The organism is Bradyrhizobium dasycarpum, from assembly GCF_042019905.1.
GTDB lineage: Bacteria > Pseudomonadota > Alphaproteobacteria > Rhizobiales > Xanthobacteraceae > Bradyrhizobium > Bradyrhizobium japonicum_B.
The window spans coordinates 2,883,304-2,905,911 of record NZ_CP169574.1 but is presented as its reverse complement, the minus strand read 5'-3'; the positions used below and the strand labels follow the sequence as shown (position 1 = coordinate 2,905,911).

Below are 22,608 nucleotides of genomic sequence, written 5' to 3'. Positions count from 1 at the left end.
AAGCGGCGAGGGCGGGAGGAAAAGGTTGCGATGAAAGACCCCGTGGACGTCCTGATCATCGGCGCCGGCGCTTCGGGCGCCGCGGTGGCGTGGTCGCTGGCCGAGACCAAGATGCACATTCTCTGCCTGGAGCAGGGCGGCTGGATGAACCCGGCGGAATATCCGAGCACCGGCCGGGACTGGGAGGCCAAATTCTACGGCGAGTGGTCGTCGAGCCCGAACGTGCGCGGCCGGCCCGAGGACTATCCTGTTAACGACGACAATTCGCCGATCAAGGTCGTCAACTACAATGCGGTCGGTGGCTCGACGGTGATGTACACCGCGCATTGGCCGCGGCTGCATCCCTCCGATTTCAAGGTGAAGACGCTGGACGGGGTCGCCGACGACTGGCCGATCGACTACGACGCGCTGACCCCGTTCTTCGAGGAGAACGACCGCATGATGGGCACGTCGGGCCTGTCAGGCGATCCGCTCTCGCCGCTGACCCATCCGCCGATGCCGCAGCAGCCGCTCGGCCTGTCCGGCGCCATCATCGGCAAGGCCATGAACCAGCTCGGCTGGCATTGGTGGCCGTCGGACACCACGGTCGCGACAATGGACTATGAGGGCCGGGCGCGCTGCATCAATCTCGGCCATTGCACGCCGGCCTGCGCGCAAGGCGCAAAGTCGTCCACCGATATCACCTATTGGCCGCATGCGATCCGCGCCGGCGTCGAGCTGCGCACCCATTGCCGGGTGCGCGAGATCACCACCGACGAGAACGGCATGGCCTCCGGCGTGGTCTATTACGACAAGGACGGCGTCGAGCAGTTTCAGCCCGCGCATGTCGTCATCATCGCCTGCAACGGCGTCGGCACGCCGCGGCTGCTCTTGAACTCGGCCTCCAGCCGCTTCCCGAATGGGCTTGCAAATTCATCGGGCCTCGTCGGCAAGAATTTGATGTTCCATCCCTATGCGCAGATCTACGGCTATGTGACGGAGCCGACCGACAGCAACCGTGCGCCGCCGACCTGCCTGTGGAGCAAGCAGTGGTATGACACGGACCTGTCGCGCGGCTTCGTGCGCGGCTATGGCGTGCAGTTCGTGCGGGGCGCGGGCCCGGTGTTCGAGGCCGTCGTCAGCGAGCAGAAGGGCATCTTGCCCTGGGGTGAAGATCATCACCGCATCTTCCGCAAGCTCAATGGCCATCGCCTGGGTTTCTCCGCGATCTGCGAGGATCTGCCGGAGGAGCACAACCGGGTCACGCTCGATCCCGTGCTGAGGGATAGCCACGGCATTCCCGCGCCGAAGGTCGACTACACGATCAGCGAGAACAGCCGGAAGATGATGGAGCATGCACTCGCCCGCGGCCGGGAGGTTCTGGAGACGGCAGGCGCGACCGACATCTGCATCAACTCGCCGATCTCCTGGGGAGGCTGGCACCTGCTCGGCACTGCGCGGATGGGCACCGATCCGGAGCGCTCCGTCGTCAACGAATGGGGCCGCACGCACGACGTGAAGAACCTCTTCATCGTCGACGGCAGCATCTTCGTCACCTCGGGCGGCGTGAACCCGACCTCCACCATCCAGGCCCTCGCGCTCTACATCGCCGACCAGATGAAGCAGCGCCTCGCCAATTTGTTCGATTGATCATGATGTGGATCCAAGCAAGCGACGGCCTCGGTGCACCTCTCCCGCTTGCGGGAGAGGTCGGCACGAAGTGCCGGGTGAGGGTTCTCTCCTCTGCGGGAGCCCCTCTGTGGAAAGACCCTCACCCCAACCGTCCCCCGCAAGCGGGGGAGGGAGCGCACCTTCACTGCGGCTGCAAAGTTTCCACGAGAGGACGACATGCCTGAACAGCTCACGCCGCGGCAGCGCCAGGATCTCCGCACGATCGCTGCCATGATCATTCCTCCGAGCGAGGAATATCGCGTCCCGGGCGCGGATGACGACATCATCCAGGCCGACATCCTTGCGACGCTCGGCCGCGACGCCAAGCCGGTGGCAGCGGCGCTGGACCATCTGGCGAGGCTTGCGGGGATGCCGCTCGCCGATATCGCCCCCGATGCGCGCGATGTCGTCGCGCAGGAGTTCCGCAGGGACGGCGGCGCGGCCGCCGCAACACTCGTCCGCGTGGTCCTGCAATGCTACTACCGCGACGACCGCGTGCTGCGCTCGCTCGGGCCTCGAGCTGCGCGCGCCGTTCCCCAAGGGCCACGTGCTGCCGGACGGCGACTGGTCGCTGCTCGATCCGGTCAAGGCGAGGGGCGGCTCGCTGAGGCGGGCGCCCTAGCCATCTGGGCAGTCCAGCCCTGCGGTCCCGGCGGGCACCTTGCGCGGCGGCGAACAGGCCACCATCTGTGTGAGCCTTCAAGGACTCTTGCCATGCTGGATTTCACTTCGGATATCGTCGATGGCACGCCGTCATCGCGAACGGCGGCGGCTGCTCCGGTCGATGACCGGGCGTTGCTGGACGCCTATTCCAATGCCGTGATCGACGTCACCGACCGGGTCGGCCCCGCGGTCGTGCGGGTCGAGACCGGACCAAAAGTGCCTGATAGACGCGAACGCGGCGGGCTCGGCTCGGGCATCGTGATCTCGCCGGATGGGCTCGTGCTCACCAACAGCCACGTGGTCGGCACGTCGAAGGAGATCCGGCTGCGCGATGTCGAGGGTCATGTCGGCGACGCCCAGGTGCTCGGTGTCGATCCCGATACCGACCTCGCCTTGCTGCGCGCCAACGGCGTGCGCCATTTGCCCTATGCCGCGCTCGGCAATTCCAAGACGTTGCGTCGCGGCCAGCTCGTGATCGCCATCGGCAATCCGCTCGGCTTCGAATCGACCGTCACGGCCGGCGTGGTTTCGGCGCTCGGCCGCTCGATCCGCTCGGTGAGCGGGCGCACCATCGAAGACGTGATCCAGACCGATGCCGCGCTCAACCCTGGGAATTCCGGCGGGCCGCTGGTGTCCTCGCATGCCGAGGTGATCGGCATCAACACCGCCATCATCAACGGTGCGCAGGGCATCTGCTTCGCGGTCGCCAGCAATACCGCGCAATTCGTGCTGTCGGAGATCATCCGCCACGGCTATGTCCGCCGCGCCTATATCGGCGTCGCCGGGCAGACCGCGCCGGTGCCACGGCGGCACGCGGTGCTGGCCGGCGTCGAGAACAAGATGGGCGCGCTGCTCGCGCAGATCGAGCCGGACGGCCCTGCGGCGAAGGCGGGCCTGCTGCCCGGCGACGTCGTGATCAGGCTCGATGGCGTCGAGATCAACGGCGTCGACGACCTGATCCGCGTGCTCGACCGCGACCGGATCGGCCGGCGGCTCGCCATGGACGTGCTGCGGCTCGGCCGGCTCCGGGCGATCGACATCGACCCGATCGAGCGCAAGCCGCAACGCTAGCTGCAGGCTCAGGGGCGAGGTATGACAATGTCATGCCCCGTCCCAGGAACAATGCCGCATGATGCCGGCGCATGAGACCTACGACGTCATCGTCGTCGGTGCTGGTGCCGGCGGCATGACGGCGGCCGCCGTGGCGGCGGCCGAAGGCCTGCGCGTGCTGGTGCTCGAGAAGACTGCGTTCGTCGGCGGCACCACGGCCTGGTCCGGCGGCATGGTCTGGATCCCTGCCAATGCGAAAATGATGGAGGCCGGGCTCTCCGACAGTGTCGCGGATGCCGTCCAATATCTGTCGAGCACGGTGCCCGAGCCCGCCAATGCCGGCCTGCGCGCCGCCTTCCTCACGCGCGGGCCCGAGGCGGTCGCCTATCTCGAAGCCAACACCGAGGTTCGTCTTCAGCCGGTGAAAGCCTATCCGGATTATTATCCGGAACGACTGGGCGCGACCTCAGGCGGCCGCGTGCTGGAGCCGGTTGCTTTCGACGGCAGGCGGCTGGGCCAGGGCTTTGCGCGCCTGCGGCCACCGCTGCCGGAGTCCACGCTGTTCGGCGGGATGATGGTCGATCGTCTCGATCTTCCGCATCTGCGCAGCGTTGGGAAATCGCTGCGCTCGACCATGCGCGCGGCAAGGCTGGTTTTGGCCTATGCGTTGCAGCGGCTGCGAAGACCGCGTGGCACGACGCTGCATCTCGGCAATGCGCTTGCCGCGCGGCTGTACGCCTCGTTGCTGGCGCGGCAGGCCGAGTTTCTCTTCAGCGCCGAGGTCGAAGATCTCTCGATGCAGGGTGACCGCGTCAACGGCGTGGTGATCCGCCATGGCTCCCGCGACCGGCCGATCGCAGCGCGCCGCGGCGTGGTGCTGGCGACCGGCGGCTTTTCGCACGACGCCGTGTTGCGCAAGCGTCTTTTTCCGGCGGCGGCCGGATTGGACTCGGCGGCCAACACCTCCAGCACCGGCGACGGGCTGCGGCTCGCCGCAACGACAGGCGCCGCGCTCAACACGGAGGCGACCAGCCCGGCCTATTGGGTGCCGGCCTCGCCCTTCGCCAGGGCCGACGGCAGCCGGGGCGTGTTCCCGCACATGGTGGCCGACCGCGCCAAGCCGGGCGTGATCGCCGTCAATGCCGCGGGCCGGCGCTTCGTCAACGAAGCGCTGTCCTGCCACGAATTCGTGCTGGCCATGCTGCGCGACGGCGACGGCGAGCCGGACCGGCCGTTCCATTTGATCTGCGACCGCCGCTTCCTATGGGCTTACGGTCTCGGCCGCATCAGGCCGTTCACGCGCCGCTATCGGCGTTATGTAGCGAGCGGCGAGCTGATCGAGGCAGCCGATATCGCGCAGCTCGCCACCAGGATCGGCGTCAAGCCGTCCACCCTCATGGCAACGATCGCAAACTACAATGCTGATGCGGAGGAGGGCCGCGACCCCGAGTTCGGCCGCGGCAGCACCCTCTATCAGCGCCATCTCGGCGATGTCAGCCACAAGCCCAACCCATGCGTGGCCCCGATCACGCGGGCGCCGTTCTTCGCGATGCGCATTCATCCGGCCGATCTCGGCACCGCGATCGGCATGAAGGTCGACGCGCAGGCCCGTGTGCTGCGCGCGGACGGCAGCCCGATTGCCGGCCTCTATGCCTGCGGCAACGACATGGGCTCGATCATGAACGGCAACGATCCGGCTCCGGGCATCACGCTCGGGCCGGCGCTGACGTTCGGGTATATCGCAGGACGGCATCTGGCGGAGAGAACGACGACAGCGGCGGGTGCTGCGAAGGAATCTGTCCGATTGTCGTAACTGCTATATCCGCGTCATTGCGAGCGCAGCGAAGCAATCCAGGCTGTTTCTTCGGCGGGATTCTGGATTGCTTCGTCGCATCAGCGCAAAATTGCTACGCAGTTTTGTCGCGAGCTCCTCGCAATGACGACGAGAGGCCGTCGCTCTTCTAACGGTTACTCCGCAGCGGCCGCAAAGCGGCTGTTCTCAAGCTCCGCCTCAAGCCGCGCGGTCTGGGCTGCCGCGAGCTTGACGTTGGCTTCCTTGACATGGCCGAAGCCGCGGATCGTCTCCGGCACGCGCGCGAGCCGCGCCAGCAGCGGGATCTGTGCCGCCTGCAGTCCGACGATCCGCTGATCGATCATCGCCAGATAATCCGAGACCAGCTTGCGCTCGGTCCGGCGCTCCTCGGTGCGGCCGAACGGATCGAACGCACTGCCGCGCAGGAATTTCAGCCTGGCGAGCACGCGGAAGGCATGGAGCATCCAGCCGCCAAACTCCTGCTTCTGGAGCCGGCCCGTCACCTTGTCGCGCTTGGCGAAGATCGGCGGGGCAAGATGGTACTTCAGCGTGAAATCGCCGTCGAACTTCTCAGACACTTTCTTCGCAAAGCTGCCATCGGTATAGAGCCGCGCGACCTCGTACTCATCCTTGTAGGACATCAGCTTGAACAGGTTCTTCGCGACGGCCTCGGTCAGCTCCGTTGACGCGGCCGAAACGGCGCTCTCCGCCTTGCGTACCTTGGCGACGGCCGCGAGATAGCGGTCGGCGTAGGCCTTGTCCTGATAGAAGGTCAGGAATTCGGCGCGGGTCGCGATGATGTCGTCGAGTGACTTCGCGGGCGCGGACGCACGGCTCTTGAACTGCAGCACGCTGCGCACCCGCGACATGTCGTGGGCGGCGAGGCGACCCCAGGTGAAGGCGAGCTTGTTCATCTCGATCGCGGCGCCGTTGATCTCGATGGCGCGGAGCAAAGCCTCCAGCGACAGCGGGATCGCGCCCTTCTGAAAGGCGAAGCCGAGCATGAAGGGATTGGTCGCGATGGAATCGCCCATCAGCGCCGCGGCAATGCCGGTGGCGTCGATGATGTCGAGGTTGCTATCGCCGATCGCGTCGCGCAGCACGGTCTGCATCGTGCCCATCTCGAAGTCGAGATCCGGATTTTGCACGAAGCTCGCGGTCGGCTGCAGATCGGCGTTGATATAGGCCTTCGTCACGCCGCGCTCGGCACGGCTGAGGGCGGCGGGGCCGGCCGAGACGATCATGTCGCAGCCGAGAATGACGTCGGCGCCCCCGGTGGTGATGCGGACGGCGGAGATGTCCTCCGGCTTCGGAGCGATGCGGACGTGGCTCATCACCGCACCGTTCTTCTGCGACAGGCCGGTGAAATCCAGCGCCGAGCAGCCGCGGCCGTCGACATGAGCGGCCATGCCGAGCAGGGCGCCGATGGTGATGACGCCGGTGCCGCCGATGCCGGTGACGAGGATGTTGTAGGGGCCGTCCAGCTCACGCGCCGGCGGCAGCGGCAGGTCGGCAAACAGCTGGCCGGAATCGACCGCCGAAGTCTTCATGCGCTTCAGCGTGCCGCCGTGCACGGTGACGAAGCTTGGGCAGAACCCTTCGACGCAGGAAAAATCCTTGTTGCAATTGGACTGGTCGATCTGGCGCTTGCGGCCGAACTCGGTCTCCAGCGGCTGCACCGAGACGCAGTTGGACGCCTGCGAGCAATCGCCGCAGCCTTCGCAGACCAGCTCATTGATGAAGGCGCGCTTGGCGGGATCAGGATAGAGCCCGCGCTTGCGGCGGCGGCGTTTCTCGGCGGCGCAGGTCTGATCGTAGATGATGACGGTGAGGCCCTTGATATCGCGCAGCTCGCGCTGCACGGCATCGAGCTCGCGGCGATGATGAATGGTCGCGCCTTGCGGGAAGTAATTCCCGGCTGGATACTTCGTGGGATCGTCCGAGACGATCGCGAGCCGCTTGACACCCTCGGCCCAGACCTGATGGGCGATCTGCGCAACGTTGAAGGCGCCCTCGGCCGGCTGGCCGCCGGTCATCGCGACGGCATCGTTGTAAAGGATCTTGTAGGTGATGTTGATGCCGGCGGCCGATGCCGCGCGAAGGGCGAGAAGCCCGGAATGCGTATAGGTGCCGTCTCCGAGATTCTGGAAGATGTGCTTTTCGCTCGTGAAGGGCGACTGGCCGATCCAGTTCACGCCCTCGGCGCCCATATGCGAGATCAGATCGGTGCGCCGGGTCGGCATGCTCAGCGCCATGCCGTGGCAGCCGATGCCCGCCATGGCGCGGCTGCCTTCGGGCACGCGCGTCGAGGTGTTGTGCGGGCAGCCCGAGCAGAAGAACGGCGTGCGCGCGAGCTTGATCTGCGTGCTGGTGGTGACGGGATGGTCGAACGCCTCGAGCCGAGCGAGGCGCTGCTCCAGCACCGGGCTGTGATGGCCGAGCTTGCGCAGCCGCGCCACCAACGCGCCCGCAACGATGGTCGGCGTCAGCTCGCCCTCGCTCGGCAGCAGCGGCGCGCCGCTTTCGTCGCGCTTGCCGGTGACGGTCGGGCGCTTCGAGGCATCGATGTTGTAGAGGATGCGCATCAGCTGGTCTTCGATGAAGCCGCGCTTCTCCTCGACCACGAGCACGTCCTGCAGACCTTCCGCGAAGCGCTTGGCGCCGCTTTCCTCCAGCGGCCAGGTCAGCGCGACCTTGTAGATGCGAAGGCCGAGATCCTGCGCGTCCTTGTCGGTGATGCCCAAATCCGCCAGCGCCTGCCGCAGGTCGAGATAGGCCTTGCCGGTCGCGACGATGCCGAGCCGCGCCGGCTTGGAATCGAGCACGATGCGGTCGAGCCGGTTGGCACGGGCGAAGGCCTGCACCGCGGCCATCTTCGGCCCGAACAGGCGCTTCTCGGCTTCGAGCGGCGGATCGGGCCAGCGGATGTTGAGGCCGCCGGGCGGCATCTCGAAATCGTCGGGGAGCACGATCTTGACGCGTTCAGGGTCGCTGTCAATCGAGGCCGAGCTCTCGACCGTTTCGCTGATCGCCTTGAAGCCGACCCAGCAGCCGGAGAAGCGCGACAGCGCAAAACCATAGAGGCCGAGGTCGAGATAGTCCTGCAGCGTTGCAGGATTGATCACGGGGATCAGCGCCGCGGCGAACACCTGCTCGCTCTGATGCGCCAGCGTCGAGGACTGGCAGCCGTGGTCGTCGCCGGCGAGCGCGAGCACGCCGCCGTTGAGCGCGGTGCCCGCGGCATTGGCGTGCTTGAGCGCATCGACCGAGCGGTCGACGCCGGGACCCTTGCCGTACCAGATGCCGAACACACCGTCGACCTTGGCGCCGGGAAACAGGCCGACCTGCTGGCTGCCCCAGACCGCGGTCGCGGCGAGATCTTCGTTCAGGCCAGGGACGAACGCGATGTCGTGCTGCTGGAGGTGCGACTTCGCTCGCCACAACGCGTGGTCGTACATGCCGAGCGGAGAGCCGCGATAACCCGAGATGAAGCCGCCGGTGTTGAGTCCCTGAAGCCGATCGCGTTCGCGCTGCAACATGGGTAAGCGGACCAGGGCCTGGGTGCCGGACAGGAAGATCCGCTTCGATTCGAGCCGGTATTTATCGTCCAGCTCGACCTGCAACAGCGTCATTTCGTGGAGTCCTTATTGTTCTGGTCCGGCGAGGAATTTTGCACCGCGGGAGGATTGCGGCCTTGCGAAGCGGAGGGTCCCAGTCAAGAGCATGGGGCGGCGAAGTCAATACGGCTGGCCGCATCCGTGGCGCTCCTGCTAGTCATGGCTTGCGAGCGGAGGACATCATGGCTGCAAACGCATTCGACACCGAAATCACCGAGACGACCGAGACCCTGATCGGACCGTGGCGCCAGCCGCGTCAGATGCTACAGGCGCAAACCTACGACGCGCATGCCTCGATCCATGACGACGCCACCGCGCAGAAGCTCGGCTTCAAGGGCGGCACCATCGAAGGCCCGACGCATTTCAGTCAGTTCGCCCCGCTCGGCGCGCGATTGTGGGGACAGGCCTGGTTCGAGACCGGATGTCTGTCCGCGCATTATCGCAGCGTCTGCTACGAGGGCGAAGAGGTGCAGGCGATCCTGTCGAAGCCATTGCCCGGCACCAGCCAGTGCCAGATCCAGATGGTCAAGCGCGACGGCACCGAGGTGCTGCGCGGTACGGCTTCGGTCGGTGAACCGCACGCGGCGACGGCGCTGGAGGCCCGCCTGGCCGAGCTCAAGCCGCTCGCCGATCCCGTCATCCTGCGCGATGTGAAGGTCGCGCATACCAGCAAGCGGCAGACGGTGCGGATGGCGTTCGACCAGATCATGGGCGACCTCTACCCGTTCTCCCTCAGGCAGAAGCTCGCCGTCATCACCGAGAGCTCGCCCTACTACTCGACTGCCGACGATCCGTGGGGCAGGCCGATCATCCCGATGGAGATGCTGAGCGTGCTGTTCCAGTACCGCTCCAAGGACGATCCGCTGCCGGCCAAGGGCCCGGCCGTCGGCCTGTTCGCCGACCAGGAGATCCGGCTGGTGAAGGGGCCGCTGTTCGTCAACGAGGACTACGAGGTCGAGCGCGAGGTGGTCGCGCTCTCCGGCAGCCGCCGCACCGAAAGCGCCTGGGTGAAGACGCGCGTGTTCGACAAGACCGGTGCGGTGGTGGCGACCATGCTGCTCAACATGGCGACGCTGAAGGATTCTTATGCGCCGTATGAGGACGAGTATCGGCGGTTGTACGGCGCGGGGCGGTAGGGGCAAGGCGTCGCACACACGTGCGTCGTCATTCCGGGGCGGCGCGTAGCGTCGAGCTATGATGCGCGATTGCGCATCAGAGAATCCTTTCACCTCGGGTACTGCGGCCCGATGGATTCCGGGCTCGCGACTGCGTCGCGCCCCGGAATGACGGCTGGTGGGAAGTCTCGCCACCGCTTAAGCATTGAGCAAATGCACGCCGTAAAACCGCCGCACAGCGAATGAGCACACGCGCACTCATCTCGTAACATTTTGACAAAGAAGCGAATTTCTCGAAGCTCTCCTTCCCATCGCAATTGTACACAATGGCACGCCGTTTGCAGAACTCCCAACCAAGAGAGTTCTCGCGGGGCCTGCGTCATGTTGAACTCGGTCAAGCCGACATTGGGCGTCATCGACGCCGAGCCCGAGCCGGTCAGACTCGACTGGTCCGCCACCGCGCTTCTGATCATCGACATGCAGCGCGACTTCATGGAGCCCGGCGGCTTCGGTGAGACGCTCGGCAACGACGTCAGCCAGCTTGCGCGCGCGGTGAAGCCGATCGGCGCGGTGCTGAAAGCGGCGCGTGACACCGGCATGCTGGTCATCCACACCCGCGAGGGCCATCTGCCCGATCTCTCCGACGCGCCCCCGGCCAAGATCGAGCGCGGCGCGCCGTCCTTGCGCATCGGCGATCCCGGCCCGATGGGTCGCATCCTCATTCGCGGCGAGGCCGGCCACGACATTATTCCCGAGCTCTATCCGCTCGACAGCGAGGTCGTGATCGACAAGCCCGGCAAGGGGGCGTTCTACGCCACCGAGCTCAATGACGTGCTGGAGAGATACGGCATCGAAAACCTGCTGGTCTGCGGCGTCACCACCGAAGTGTGCGTCAACACCACGGTGCGCGAGGCCAATGACCGCGGCTACCGCTGCGTCGTCATCTCCGACGGCTGCGCGTCCTACTTTCCCGAGTTTCACGAGATGGGCCTGAAGATGATCAAGGCCCAGGGCGGCATCTTCGGCTGGGTCGCGGATTCAGCCGCAGTTCTGGAGGCAATGAAGGTTTCGACCACATAGGGGTACTATCATGAGCACATTGACGGGGGCGGCCGGCAGTTCTGATCTGAACAAGTCCGAGTTCAAGCCGGCGCTATGGACATCGGGCGACTGGAATGCGTTTTTCGGCTTCGGCACCAACATCCTCGTCAACATGCTGGTGCTCACGGGCCTGTTGCGCTTCGTCCTGAAGATGCCGGACAGTCTGGTGTTCGGCCGCATCCTGCCCGCGCTCGGGCTGATGATGTGCCTGTCGACTTTCTACTACGCCTACCTTGCCTACCGTCTGGCGCAGAAGACCGGCCGCAACGATGTCTGTGCGCTGCCGTCGGGCGTCAGCGTGCCGCACATGTTCATCGTCACCTTCGTGATCATGCTGCCGATCACCCTGAAGACCGGTGATCCGCTCAAGGGCTGGTCCGCAGGCCTGGTCTGGGTGTTCTTCCAGAGCTTCATTCTCATGATCGGCGGCTTCATTGCGCCGTTCATTCGCAAGATCACGCCGCGCGCGGCGCTGCTCGGCACGCTTGCCGGCGTCTCCGTCACCTTCATCTCGATGCGGCCGGCGCTGGAAATGTACATGACGCCGCAGATCGGTCTGGTCTGCTTCGCCATCATCCTGGTGAGCTGGTTCGGCGGTGTGAAGTATCCGCGCGGCATTCCCGCGGGCCTCGTCGCCATCGCCGTCGGCATGATCATCGCATGGGGCTCCAACCTGTTCGGGCTAGGCCTCGGCGGCTTGAGCATTGCGGGCGTGGGCGCGGCATTTGCCAATTTCGGCTTCTCGGTGCCGATCCCGGCAATAGGCTATGTCTTCTCCGGCTTCGAATTCCTCGGCATCATCCTGGTCACCGCCATTCCGTTCGGCATCTACGACCTCGTCGAGGCCATGGACAATGTCGAGAGCGCGGAAGCGGCCGGCGACGACTATCCGACCACGCGCGTGCTCACGGCCGACGGCGTCGTCAGCCTGATCGGCTGCCTGATGGGCAATCCCTTCATCAACGCCGTCTATATCGGCCATCCCGGCTGGAAGGCGATGGGCGGCCGGATCGGCTATTCCGCTGCGACCGGCATCATGGTGATCGTGCTGTCCTGGTTCGGCATCATCTCGGTGCTGCTGGCCCTCGTGCCCGTCGTCGCGATCTCGCCGATCCTGCTCTATATCGGCATGCTGATCGGTGCGCAGGCTTTCCAGACCACGCCGGTCAAGCACGCGCCCGCGATCGTGCTGGCGCTGACGCCGCATCTGGCCGCCTGGGCCAAGCTGCAGATCGACACCATGCTCGGCTCCACCATGAACGCGGCGGCGACCGTCGGCGGCATGGCCGCCGACAAGGCCGACGCCGTCAAGGCGGCCGCGATCGCCGCGCTGCCGCAGCAGGGCGTGTTCTATCACGGCCTGGAGGTGATGGGTGGCGGTTCCATCCTTGGCGGCCTCATCCTCGGCGCGATCGGCGTCTTCATCATCGAGCGCGATTTCGAGAAGGCGTCGGCCTTTGCTCTGGTCGGTGCCGTGCTCACCTATTTCGGCTTCATGCATGGCGAGGCCGTCGGCATCGGCGGCGGCTTTGGCGTCACGCCTGCGGTCGCGCTGGCTTACGCTGCGATGGCCGCCGGCCTGTTCGCGGCCAGCAAGCTCGGCGCCAGCGAACATTATGCCGCGCATCCGGAGATGTCGGCGGCGCCGGCGGAATAGGCAACCCGCGAGCGCGTTCGAAGCGGCCGGCAAATGCCGGCCGCTTTCATTCAGGGCCGCACCGCCGGCGTTTCCATCGGCAGGCCACGCGCGCGCGACATCAGATAGAGCTCGAGCGCGACGAGCTCGGGCGAGCCGTAGTCATACGCTTGGGCCCGGACGCCCGTCATGCAGCTCCGCAGCCGCCGCTCGAGCGATCCCAGCGTCTGCCATTCCAGGCGGTAGAGCGGATAGCCGGTCGGCTGCGCTTGCGTGATCGGCGCGCCCGCGAGGCGCTTGTCGAAATTGTCGTCATGGCAATGGGTGCAGGCGAGATTGAGCTGGCCCTCGCGTTGCATGAAGAGCTCGCGGCCCTGCTCCACGAAGGGTTTTGCCTGCGGATCGTCGCCGGCCGTGATCGCGACACCGCGCGATTGATGGGCGACGAACGCGGAGAGCGCCAGGAGGTCGCGGCTCTCGTAGGGCAGCGGCGTTGCCTGCTGGTGATCGGCGCGGCAGAGATTGATGCGCTGGTCGAGCGTGACGGGGCGGCGAAGCGCCTTATCGATAGCGGGGTAGCGCGCCGCGACGCCCTTCATGCTGGCGCGCGCCTCCCCATGGCAATCCGCACAGGCCTTCTCCGCGCTGCCGGTCTTCTTCGTCCAGAGCGCTTCGCCATCGAGCACGAACAGCATGGCCGGATTGGAGGTGTCGTCGTCCTGCATCGCCCGGGTATCCGGCCCCATGAACGAATAGCCGGATCGGCGCGCATCGGGCGGGATTTCGCCGGCAATCAAGGCAGGGGCCGCGGCGAACAAGGCCGCCGCCGCTATCGCGCGCCAAACGCTCATTCGACCGTGATCGATGCCGATGCGGTTGTCGAATAGCCGTTGTCGCCGATCCATTCGAACTCGAATCTGCCGCTGTCCTTGGCGACGGTGAAGAACGACAGATACGGATTGGCCGCGATCGCCGGAAAAAGATCGGCGCGAAAGATCTCGGCGCCGTTGTAGCGGCAGGTGAAGCTCGTGATGATGTCGCGCGGCACCAGCTTGCCGTCCACGGTGTGGCGAAATCCGGTCTCCATGATGTGCGAGGTCAGCGCGCGGATCTCGATGACGTCGCCGCGTCTGGCCTTGGCGGGAACGTTGATGAGCGCGGCCATCAGTTCATTTCCTCGGTGCAGGCGGCCAGCGTCACGACCACGTCGGCGGCGACCTGCCAGAACGTGTCGTCGGACAGGCGCGCGATCGCCACCACTTTCTGGGTGTCGGCGAGCCTGATCCGGGTCGAGACCTGGGCCCGGCCGGAGAAGGGGCCGAGATAGAAATTGCCGATGTTCGGCTGCGGGTTCTTCTCGTTGAAGACGTGGATGCTCTTGACGTGGTCATCTGCCGTCATCGGGCTTGCGACGCTCACCGTCATCGGCACCACGTTGCCGTTCTCGACCAGCGGCGGAATGTCGAGCTTCACCCTGCCGGTGCGAATCGGGGCTTCGCCGACGATATTGCGGATCGCGTGATTGAGCATCGCGGGCGTTGCTTGAAGCGGACGCAGGGTGACGACCGGGATCGTCCCGGCGGCTGTGACGCCTCCGGCGAGGCTCAGGAATTGTCGTCGCGTGGTTGGCATGAACGATCCTAGTCGCGAAGCGTTGCAAGAAAGGCCACGATGTCCTCGATCTCGGAAGCCGACAAGATCGGCCTGCCGACGAAGTTGCGTCCGACCCGCACGAGGCCGTCGGTGCGATAATAGGACGGCATGATGGTCTGAGCGTTGAATCGTGACGCATCGACCAGTCGAAGCCGCAACTGGCTCACCGTCCATCGGTTCCCGGCGCCGGCAAGGTCGGGCGCGAGATCCCCCTGGAATCGCGTTTCTGGGAACGGGCCGGAGTGACAGAGGATGCAGGTCGTGGTGCGCGCGAGCACGAGTGCGCGTCCGCGCACGGCATCGCCGGGCGAGCCGGTGAGCGAGGCGGGAATGCCGTCGCCGACGATCTCATAGGCGACGAGCTCGTCCGCGTGGGTAGGCGAGGAGAAGCCCGCCACAATCAATACCGCGATCGCAAATGCTCGATGGGGCGACTGAGATCGCCGCGAACTCCACTTGCCTCTACCGCTTGCGGGAGAGGTCGCGCCCAACGGGTCGCGAAGGCGCGCCCGATGACAGGCTCCGGCGCGGGTGAGGGCTCTTTCCTCTTGGGGAGTCTTACAAGTGGGGACACCCTCTCCCCAACCCTCCCCCGCAGGCGGGGGAGGGAGCGCATCGTGGTCGTGGCGACAGCTTGCTCTCATCCTGCGCTAGCCAAAACATTCAGCCGTGATGGTTTCAAACCAGCGCTCCGCTTCGATCGCTTCGCGCGCCCGCAATTCGCGTGGCGCGTCGACCGGGCTGGTGGCGCCGCCCTCGACCTCGGCGAAGATGTCGCCCCTGGGCTGGTAGTTGCCGGCGAGCGAGAAGCCGTAGCCGGGCGCGACGGTGCTGTAGCAGACCCCTGTGAGTCGTGGCGCCTCCGGTGTGCGACCCGCGAGCAGGCTGACGATCGCTGCGGCGCAGGCCTTGCCTTGCCCGCTTGCAGCCGATGCCGATTTGGGAATGCCGCCGCCGAGGCAGGCATCGCCGATGACATGGATGTTCGGGACGAGTTTTGACTCGAAGCTGACGGGATCGATCGGACACCAGCCGGTCGCATCTGCAGCGCCCGCGATCTCGGCGATGCGTCCTGCCCGTTGCGGCGGGATGACGTTGGCGACATCGGGCGTGTAATTGCCGAATTCGGTGACGATGGTCATGGTCGCCGGATCGACCGAGGTGACGCGGCCGCCTTGCGACAGCGCGATGCGCTCGATCATGTCGCCGTAGAGCTCCTTCCAAGCCTTCTCGAACAGCCGCTGCTGGGAGAAATTGTCCTTGGCATCGAGGATCAGCACCTTGGAGCGGGGCTTGTTCGTCTTCAGGTAATGCGCGATCAGGCTGGCGCGCTCGTAAGGCGCGGGCGGACAGCGCGAGGGATTGGCGGGAATGGCAATGGCGACCGTGCCGCCGTCGTCCATCGCTTCCAGCTGCTTGCGCAGAAGCAGCGTCTGCGCGCCTGCCTTCCAGGCATGGGGCATTTTTTCCGATGCCGCCTCGTCGTAGCCGGGCAGGGCTTCGACATGGAAGTCGATGCCGGGCGAGAGCACGAGACGATCATAGGGCAGCACCGTGCCATCGGCCGTCGTGACGTGTCGCTGCTGCGGCTCGATCTTCGCGGCGGCCTGGCTGATCACGGTGACGTCCGCAGCAGCGAGCTTGTCGTAGCCGAAATGTTGCGTCTCCATCTTGCGCAGGCCGGCGATCACCTCGTTACTGAACGGGCAGGAGGCGAAGATCTTGTTCGGCTCGATCAAGGTGACCTGCAGGTTCGCGCCGGCGCGCTTGAGCGCACGCGCGCAGGCCGCGCCGCCGAAGCCGCCGCCGACCACGACGATGCGGCCTGCCGATTGCGCGCGCAGGATCGAAGGTATGGTGAGCGATGCGGCCGCGGCGGTGATGCCGAGGACGGCATTCCGCCGTGTCACCGGCACATTCATGGGACTTGTCCGGAAAAGCATGCGGCGGCGGCCGTCGTGGCCGCCGCCGCGTGTCTCAGGCAAAGGTGATGTTCTGGTCGCGCAGCGGCACCGAGCGGATGCGTTTGCCGGTCGCTGCGAAATACGCGTTGAGCACCGCCGGCGCCGCGACGCCGATGGTGGGTTCGCCGACGCCGCCCCAGAACCCGCCGCTCGGCACCATCACCGATTCCACCTTCGGCATCTCGCCGATGCGCATCGAATTGTAGGTGTCGAAGTTGGTTTGCTCGATCTTGCCGTCCTTGACGGTGCAGCCGCCGTAGAACAGCGCGGAGAGGCCATAGACGAAGGAGCCTGCGATCTGCCGCTCCACCTGCGCCGGATTGACGACGTAGCCGGGATCGGTGGAGGCGACGATGCGATGCACCTTGATCTTGCTGCCGTCGGTCACCGAGATCTCGGCGGCGGCGGCGACATAGCTGCCATAGCCCATCACTTGCGCGATGCCGCGATAGACGCCCTGCGGGGCCGGCTTGTCCCAGCCGATCTTCTCGGCGACCGCATTGAGCACCGCGAGGTGCTTGGGGTGATTGCCCATCAGCTTGCGGCGGAATTCGAGCGGGTCCTGGCCTGCGGCCTGGGCCAGCTCGTCCATGAAGCATTCCATGTAGATCGCGTTGTGATTGACGTTGACGCCGCGCCAGAAGCCGGGCGGGACGTGCGGGTTGCGCATCGCGTGCTCGATCAACAGATTCGGCACCGAATAGCCGAACGCGGCCTCGCCGGATTGGGCGACGCCCTGGAAGGCCGCCGGGTCCATGCCGTTCTGCAGCGCTTCGGGGCGGAGCGAGAACAGGATCGATTGCCCGGACAGGCGGTAGTGCAGCGCGATCAGATTGTTGTTGGCATCGAACGCGCCGGTCATCTTGCACTGGGTGATCGGGTGATACCTGCCGTGCGCCATGTCCTCTTCGCGCGACCACAGCAGCTTGACCGGGGTGCCCGGCATCTGTTTGGCGATCATCACGGCCTGACGGACATAATCGGTCTGGCCGCGCCGGCCGAAGCCGCCCCCAAGCATTACCTTGTGGACGTCGCACTTCTCAGCCGGCAGGCCGGAGGCCTCCAGCACGGCTGCGAAGGCCGCTTCGCCGTTCTGCGTGCCGCACCAGACCTCGCATTTATCCGCGGTGTAGAGCGCGGTGGCGTTCATCGGCTCCATGGTGGCGTGGTTCTGGTAGGGATAGGAGTAGACGGCCTCGACCTTCCTGGCTGCGCTGGCGATGGCGGCCTTGGCGTCGCCGTTCTTGTTGCCGACATAGGCCGGCTGGTCGTCCTTGAGCCCCTCGGCCAGCCATTTTGCAATCGACTCGCTCGAGACCTTGGCGTTGTCACCCTCGTCCCAGACGATCGGCAGCGCCTCCAGCGCGGTCTTGGCGTGCCACCAGGTGTCGGCGACCACGGCAACCGCGGTATCGCCGACCTTGACGACCTTCCTGACGCCTTTCATGGCGGCGATCTTGGCTTCGTCAAAACTCTTCAGCTTGCCGCCGAACACCGGGCAGTCCTTGATCGCGGCGTTCAGCATGCCCGGCAGCTTGATGTCGGCGCCGTAGATCATGGCGCCGGTGGTCTTGTCGAGGGTGTCGAGCCGCTTCACGCCCTTGCCGATCAGCTTCCAGTCCTTCGGATCCTTCAGCTTGACCTCTGTCGGCGGCGTCAGCTTTGCGGCGGCTTCGGCGACCTTGCCGTAGGTCGTGGTTCGGCCCGAGGGCTTATGGGTGATGACGCTGTTTTCGGCCGTGCATTCGGAGGCCGGCACTTTCCATCCGTCGGCCGCGGCCTGGATCAGCATCACGCGCGCGGTGGCGCCGCCCTTGCGGACATAATCCTGCGAGGAGCGGATGCCGCGGCTGCCGCCGGTGGAGAAATCGCCCCAGACGCGCTTGCGGGCGACGCTCGTGCCGGGTGTCGGGTATTCGGTCGTGACCTTGGTCCAGTCGCATTCGAGCTCCTCGGCCACGAGCTGGGCGAGGCCCGTGAGCGAGCCCTGGCCCATCTCGGAGCGGGCGATGCGGATCACGACAGTGTCATCGGGCCTGATCACGACCCAGGCGCCGATTTCGGGCGAGCCGTCCGCGGCGCGGACCACGGCGGGGCCGCCGAAGGGGATGTCGAGGCCGATGGCGAGGCCGGCGCCCAGCGTGGCGCTGCCGATGACGAAGGCACGGCGGTTCATCCTGGGAGAAACATGCTCGTTCATGGGGCGGCTCCTTACGCGCTGGCGATCGTGTGGATCGCTTCACGCACCTGTTGGAAGGTGCCGCAGCGGCAGATGTTGGTGATGGCCTCGTCGATGTCGGCATCGGTCGGTTTCGGCTTCTCGTTCAGCAGCGCGGCCACGGCCATGATCATGCCGCTCTGGCAATAGCCGCATTGCGGCACGTCCTGGGCAATCCAGGCCTCCTGCACCTTATGGAGGGTGTCGCCCGAGGCGAGCCCTTCGATCGTGGTGATCTTCTTGCCCTCGGCCTCGCTGACCGAAACCCCGCAGGAGCGGGTGGCGACGCCTTCGATGTGAACCGTGCAGGCACCGCATTGTGCAATGCCGCAACCGTATTTCGTGCCGGTCAGGCCGGCATTCTCGCGAATCGCCCACAGCAAGGGCGTATCCGGCTCGACGTCGAGGGTGAAGGTTTTTCCGTTGATTGTTAGGTTTGCCATCGCAGTCCCCTGATTGGCCCAATCCACCGATTGAACTCAGGCGCGCAATGTGTCCGGCAAACTGGAACGGTTCAAATCAACAGTCCGAGGGGTCGCTGCCGAAGAATCTGGCTATCGCGGGCCGCAAGATCTCTCTTCAGGCGCCGGCTGCCGGGCTTGAGGCGACGTCTGCGGTTCCAGCGCATGTGGCCGAGCGACAGTTTGTCCTTTTTGCCGGGATGCAAGACGACCGCGCTTTGCTACACTGCGCCGACGCAAAAGGAGTTCCATCGACGTGCCAAGCCCCTGCAACGTGTTGATGCTCTATCCGCTGTTCACGGCGGAATCGTTCTGGAGCTTTGGCGAATCTTGCAAGCTGATGGGGGTGCGGCGTCCCGCGGCTCCGCTCGGTTTGATCACCGTCGCCGCGATGCTGCCCGAGAGCTGGACGGTCCGGCTGATCGACTGCAACACGCAGGAGTTCGATGACGACGAGCTTGCCTGGGCCGACGTCGTCTTCACCGGCGGCATGTTGCCGCAGCAGGCGGATACGCTGCGCCTGATCGATATGTGCCGAGCGGCGGGCAAGCCGGTTGTCGTCGGCGGGCCCGATCCGACCTCCAGCCCGCACATCTATGAGAAGGCCGACTTCCGGGTGCTCGGCGAGGCCGAGAGCGTCATCGACGACTTCATCGCGGCTTGGGAGAGCGGGGCACGCTCCGGCACCTTCACCGCGCCGAAGTTCCAGGCTGATGTCACCAGGACGCCGGTGCCGCGCTTCGACCTCCTGAAGTTCGAGGACTATCTCTATCTCGGAGTGCAATATTCCCGCGGCTGCCCGTTCACCTGCGAGTTCTGCGACATCATCGAGCTCTACGGCCGCGTGCCAAGGACCAAGACGATCGAGCAGATGTTCGTCGAGCTCGAGACGCTCTACAAGATGGGCTACCGCGGCCATCTCGACTTCGTCGACGACAACTTCATCGGCAACAAGAAGTCGCTCCGCCAGTTCCTGCCGCAGCTCGCCGAATGGCAGCGCGCCCATGGTTACCCCTTCGAGCTGTCGACCGAGGCGTCGGTCAATCTCGCCGACGATCCCGAACTCCTGGAGCTGATGGGCGCGGCCAACTTCTTCGCCATCTTCGTGGGCATCGAGAGTCCCGATCCCGCGACCCTGGTCGCGATGCGCAAGAAGCAGAACACAAGGCGCAACATCGCCGAGAGCATCCACAAGATCTATGCCGCCGGCATGCTGGTCACCGCCGGCTTCATCGTCGGCTTCGACAACGAGAAGGTCTCGATGGCCGATGCGATGATCGATTTCATCGAGGAGGCCGCGATTCCCGTCGCCATGGTCGGCCTGCTCTACGCGTTGCCGAACACGCAGCTGACGCGGCGACTGGAGCGCGAAGGGCGGCTGCATCCGGGCCACGACGTGGCGCCGACCATCGGTGCCGATCAATGCACGGCCGGCATCAACTTCGATCCGGTCCGCCCGCTGCGCGACATTCTGACGGACTACAAGCGGGTGCTGGAGCACATCTACAGCCCCGCAGCCTATGCGGGACGTATCGAACGCCTGATGACGTTGCTCGATCGATCCAGGCAGCGCTCCGAGCTCGCCGAAGGGGATATCCGCTCCAAGCTGGGCGCCATGGATACGGTGCACAAAGTGGTCACCGCCCTTCCCGAGGCGCGGGGGCCGCTGTGGCAGGCTTTCATGAACTGCGCCAAGCGCGATACGTCATCTGCACGCATCGCGGTGCAGATGATCGCCGCCTACGCCCACCTCGGACCGTACTCGCGCAAGGTCATCGCTGCCATCGACACCCGCCTTGCCGCGATCGAGGACGAGACGGTCGTTCCGGCGGCGACGTCCGGCATGACGGCTGCCCGGCATCTGGCTTAAGGGGGCCTTACTTCACCGCCAGCCGCAGGAAGCTCATCACGCTGCCGAGGGCGGCAAAGCCGGCACCGAGCGCCAGCGCCAGCGTTGCGCCCTCGTGGCCGGCGAGCGCAAAGCAGGCGGCGGCAAGCGCGGCGCCGGTGGTCTGTCCCGTCAGGCGTGCGGTGGCGACGATGCCCGAGGCGCTGCCGCTGCGATGCGGCGGCGCGCTCGACATCACGGCCTTCATGTTCGGCGCCTGGAAGAAGCCGAACCCCATGCCGCAGATCACCATCCGCCAGATGATGTCGGCAATGGCGGGGTTGGCGGGAAGCGTCGCGAGCAGCGCCATGCCGAGGCCGAGCAGCACGAGGCCGACGCCGCCGAGCAGGCCGACGGCATGGCGGTCGGACAGGCGTCCGGCGATCGGCGCCATGATGCCGACCACCAGCGGCCACGGCGTCATGAAGAAGCCCGTCTCGACCTGCGAGCGGCCGAGCACGTCCTCGAAATAGAACGGCAGCGCGACGAAGGCGAGGCCCTGGACCGCGAAGGAGCACACGGCCGTTGCCGCCGACAGCGCGAACATGGGCCGGGCGAACAGGTCGATCGGCAGCATCGGCGCGGGATGGTCGGCGTGCCGGCGCGTCAGGATCAAGCCGAGCGCGAGCGCGGCGACCAGCTCGATGCCCACGAGCACAGGCGACAGATTGTGCGCGGCGCTGCCGATGCCGGTGATGAACAGGCCGAGGCAGGCCGACGCCAGGATCGCGCCGAGGACATCGAAGCCGTGATCGGCGCGCGGCGTCTTCGGCAGCATCGCAAAGCCGATGCCGGTCGCGACGAGGCCGAACGGGATGTTGACGGCGAACAGCCAGGGCCACGGACCGAACGCCAGGATGGCCGACGCAATCGAGGGTCCGAAGGTGAAGGCGGTTGCGACCACCAGCGCGTTGTGGCCGAAGCCGCGGCCGAGCATCCGTCCGGGATAGGCGAAGCGCACCAGCGCCGTGTTGACGCTCATGATGCCGCTGGCGCCGAGGCCCTGCAGCGTGCGCGCGAGCAGGAGGCTCTCCAGCGACCACGCCACCGCGCAGAACAACGAGGCGATGGTGAACAGGATCAAGCCGCCGAGATAGATGCGCTGGTGCCCGACGATCTCGCCGAGTGCGCCGAGCGGCAGCAGCGTTGCCACCAGCGCGATCTGGTAGACGTTAACGACCCAGACCGACTGCTCCGGGCTGACGTGCAGATCGGCGGCAATGGCGGGCAGGGCGATGTTGGCGATCGCGGTGTCGAGCGAGGCCATCGCCAGCGCGGTGAAGATCGCGGCGATCGCCCAGCGGCGCTGGGCTGCCGGGAGGCCATCGGCGATGGGGCGGTCGGGCTCGCGCGCGGCGGCGGGGAACGTGGTTGTCATTGCGTTGGCGCGGCGCTCCGGCGCGTGGCTCCAAGGTACAATTGGCATGTACTACGGCGGGACCGCCTTCCACAGCCATCCGCTTGCATGCTCTCCATGCGCGAAAAGGTGCGGCGGCGGTGCCCGGGGCTCAAAACAAAAAATCGAAAAACAACCCCATGCACAGTAGAATGCCCCTTGAAAGATAAGGGATTTTCGAAACGCCGCGTCGGCGGTTGCGATCACGTTGACGCATCGGCCAAACCCCTGCGGATGCAAACCGCGGACGCATACGGTGAAGCCCGCAGCGCGCATCTGTCGGCCGACGTCGAGCCGGATCAACACTCCCGCAGCAGGCGCGCGGAGCTTTCCTGGAGGGCGATGGAAGGGGCCGCCGACATGCAGATCCTGCTCAGGGAAAT

General features: G+C 65.9%; 16 protein-coding genes and 1 pseudogene. 8 read left to right on the top strand and 9 right to left on the bottom strand.

Annotated features, from left to right (window positions below; all coding sequences use genetic code 11):
* Positions 1-30: 30 nt before the first annotated feature.
* The 4 genes and pseudogenes from ACETMP_RS14110 to ACETMP_RS14095 all read left to right on the top strand — a co-directional run bounded on the left by ACETMP_RS14110 (position 31) and on the right by ACETMP_RS14095 (position 5,176).
* Complete coding sequence (locus ACETMP_RS14110; protein ID WP_375161398.1) at positions 31-1,629, top strand: GMC family oxidoreductase; 1,599 nt, start codon at positions 31-33, stop codon at positions 1,627-1,629.
* Positions 1,630-1,827: 198 nt separating this feature from the next.
* Positions 1,828-2,272, top strand: a pseudogene (locus tag ACETMP_RS14105) (hypothetical protein).
* A 92-nt stretch (positions 2,273-2,364) separates the two neighbouring features.
* Complete coding sequence (locus tag ACETMP_RS14100) at positions 2,365-3,384, top strand: S1C family serine protease (RefSeq protein ID WP_375161397.1); 1,020 nt, start codon at positions 2,365-2,367, stop codon at positions 3,382-3,384.
* A 58-nt stretch (positions 3,385-3,442) separates the two neighbouring features.
* Complete coding sequence (locus ACETMP_RS14095) at positions 3,443-5,176, top strand: FAD-dependent oxidoreductase (RefSeq protein ID WP_375161396.1); 1,734 nt, start codon at positions 3,443-3,445, stop codon at positions 5,174-5,176.
* Positions 5,177-5,331: 155 nt separating this feature from the next.
* Here ACETMP_RS14095 and ACETMP_RS14090 read toward each other — a convergent pair whose 3' ends face one another.
* Complete coding sequence (locus ACETMP_RS14090; RefSeq protein WP_375161395.1) at positions 5,332-8,808, bottom strand: indolepyruvate ferredoxin oxidoreductase family protein; 3,477 nt, start codon at positions 8,806-8,808, stop codon at positions 5,332-5,334.
* A 167-nt stretch (positions 8,809-8,975) separates the two neighbouring features.
* Between ACETMP_RS14090 and ACETMP_RS14085 the strand changes: the two genes are divergently transcribed.
* From ACETMP_RS14085 to ACETMP_RS14075, 3 genes are all read left to right on the top strand, one after another.
* Positions 8,976-9,929 carry a hypothetical protein gene (locus tag ACETMP_RS14085; RefSeq protein WP_375161394.1) on the top strand — a complete coding sequence of 318 codons (954 nt, stop codon included), beginning with the start codon at positions 8,976-8,978 and terminating at the stop codon, positions 9,927-9,929.
* Positions 9,930-10,289: 360 nt separating this feature from the next.
* Positions 10,290-10,988: a cysteine hydrolase family protein gene (locus ACETMP_RS14080; RefSeq protein WP_375161393.1), complete on the top strand. Its 699-nt coding sequence runs from the start codon at positions 10,290-10,292 to the stop codon at positions 10,986-10,988.
* 10 nt (positions 10,989-10,998) lie between these two features.
* The gene (locus ACETMP_RS14075; RefSeq protein ID WP_375161392.1) at positions 10,999-12,666 is read left to right on the top strand and encodes a regulator; all 1,668 of its coding nucleotides are present in this window, start codon (positions 10,999-11,001) and stop codon (positions 12,664-12,666) included.
* Between the two features lie 50 nt (positions 12,667-12,716).
* Here the strand turns inward: ACETMP_RS14075 and soxA are convergent, their stop codons facing one another.
* The 7 genes from soxA to ACETMP_RS14040 form a co-directional block, all read right to left on the bottom strand.
* Entirely contained in the window at positions 12,717-13,496 is a 780-nt protein-coding gene (gene soxA, locus ACETMP_RS14070) for a sulfur oxidation c-type cytochrome SoxA (protein ID WP_375161391.1), read from the bottom strand.
* A complete protein-coding gene (soxZ, locus tag ACETMP_RS14065; RefSeq protein ID WP_375161390.1) occupies positions 13,493-13,810 on the bottom strand; it encodes a thiosulfate oxidation carrier complex protein SoxZ in 318 nt (105 codons plus the stop codon). Before soxZ ends, soxA begins: the two co-directional genes overlap by 4 nt.
* Complete coding sequence (locus ACETMP_RS14060) at positions 13,810-14,277, bottom strand: SoxY-related AACIE arm protein (protein ID WP_375161389.1); 468 nt, start codon at positions 14,275-14,277, stop codon at positions 13,810-13,812. The genes soxZ and ACETMP_RS14060 overlap by 1 nt, the downstream gene beginning before the upstream one ends.
* Positions 14,278-14,285: 8 nt before the next feature.
* Positions 14,286-14,711 carry a sulfur oxidation c-type cytochrome SoxX gene (soxX, locus tag ACETMP_RS14055; protein ID WP_375161906.1) on the bottom strand — a complete coding sequence of 142 codons (426 nt, stop codon included), beginning with the start codon at positions 14,709-14,711 and terminating at the stop codon, positions 14,286-14,288.
* A gap of 237 nt (positions 14,712-14,948) precedes the next feature.
* Complete coding sequence (locus ACETMP_RS14050; RefSeq protein WP_375161388.1) at positions 14,949-16,220, bottom strand: FCSD flavin-binding domain-containing protein; 1,272 nt, start codon at positions 16,218-16,220, stop codon at positions 14,949-14,951.
* Between the two features lie 55 nt (positions 16,221-16,275).
* Positions 16,276-18,462 (bottom strand): molybdopterin cofactor-binding domain-containing protein, encoded by a 2,187-nt coding sequence (locus tag ACETMP_RS14045; protein WP_375161387.1) that lies wholly within the window; start codon positions 18,460-18,462, stop codon positions 16,276-16,278.
* A gap of 11 nt (positions 18,463-18,473) precedes the next feature.
* Positions 18,474-18,923: a (2Fe-2S)-binding protein gene (locus tag ACETMP_RS14040; protein ID WP_028135089.1), complete on the bottom strand. Its 450-nt coding sequence runs from the start codon at positions 18,921-18,923 to the stop codon at positions 18,474-18,476.
* Positions 18,924-19,191: 268 nt separating this feature from the next.
* On the opposite strand from ACETMP_RS14040, the gene ACETMP_RS14035 reads away from it, so the two are divergent.
* Positions 19,192-20,811 (top strand): B12-binding domain-containing radical SAM protein, encoded by a 1,620-nt coding sequence (locus ACETMP_RS14035; RefSeq protein WP_375161905.1) that lies wholly within the window; start codon positions 19,192-19,194, stop codon positions 20,809-20,811.
* A gap of 7 nt (positions 20,812-20,818) precedes the next feature.
* Here the strand turns inward: ACETMP_RS14035 and ACETMP_RS14030 are convergent, their stop codons facing one another.
* A complete protein-coding gene (locus ACETMP_RS14030) occupies positions 20,819-22,207 on the bottom strand; it encodes an MFS transporter (RefSeq protein WP_375161386.1) in 1,389 nt (462 codons plus the stop codon).
* Positions 22,208-22,608: the final 401 nt, after the last annotated feature.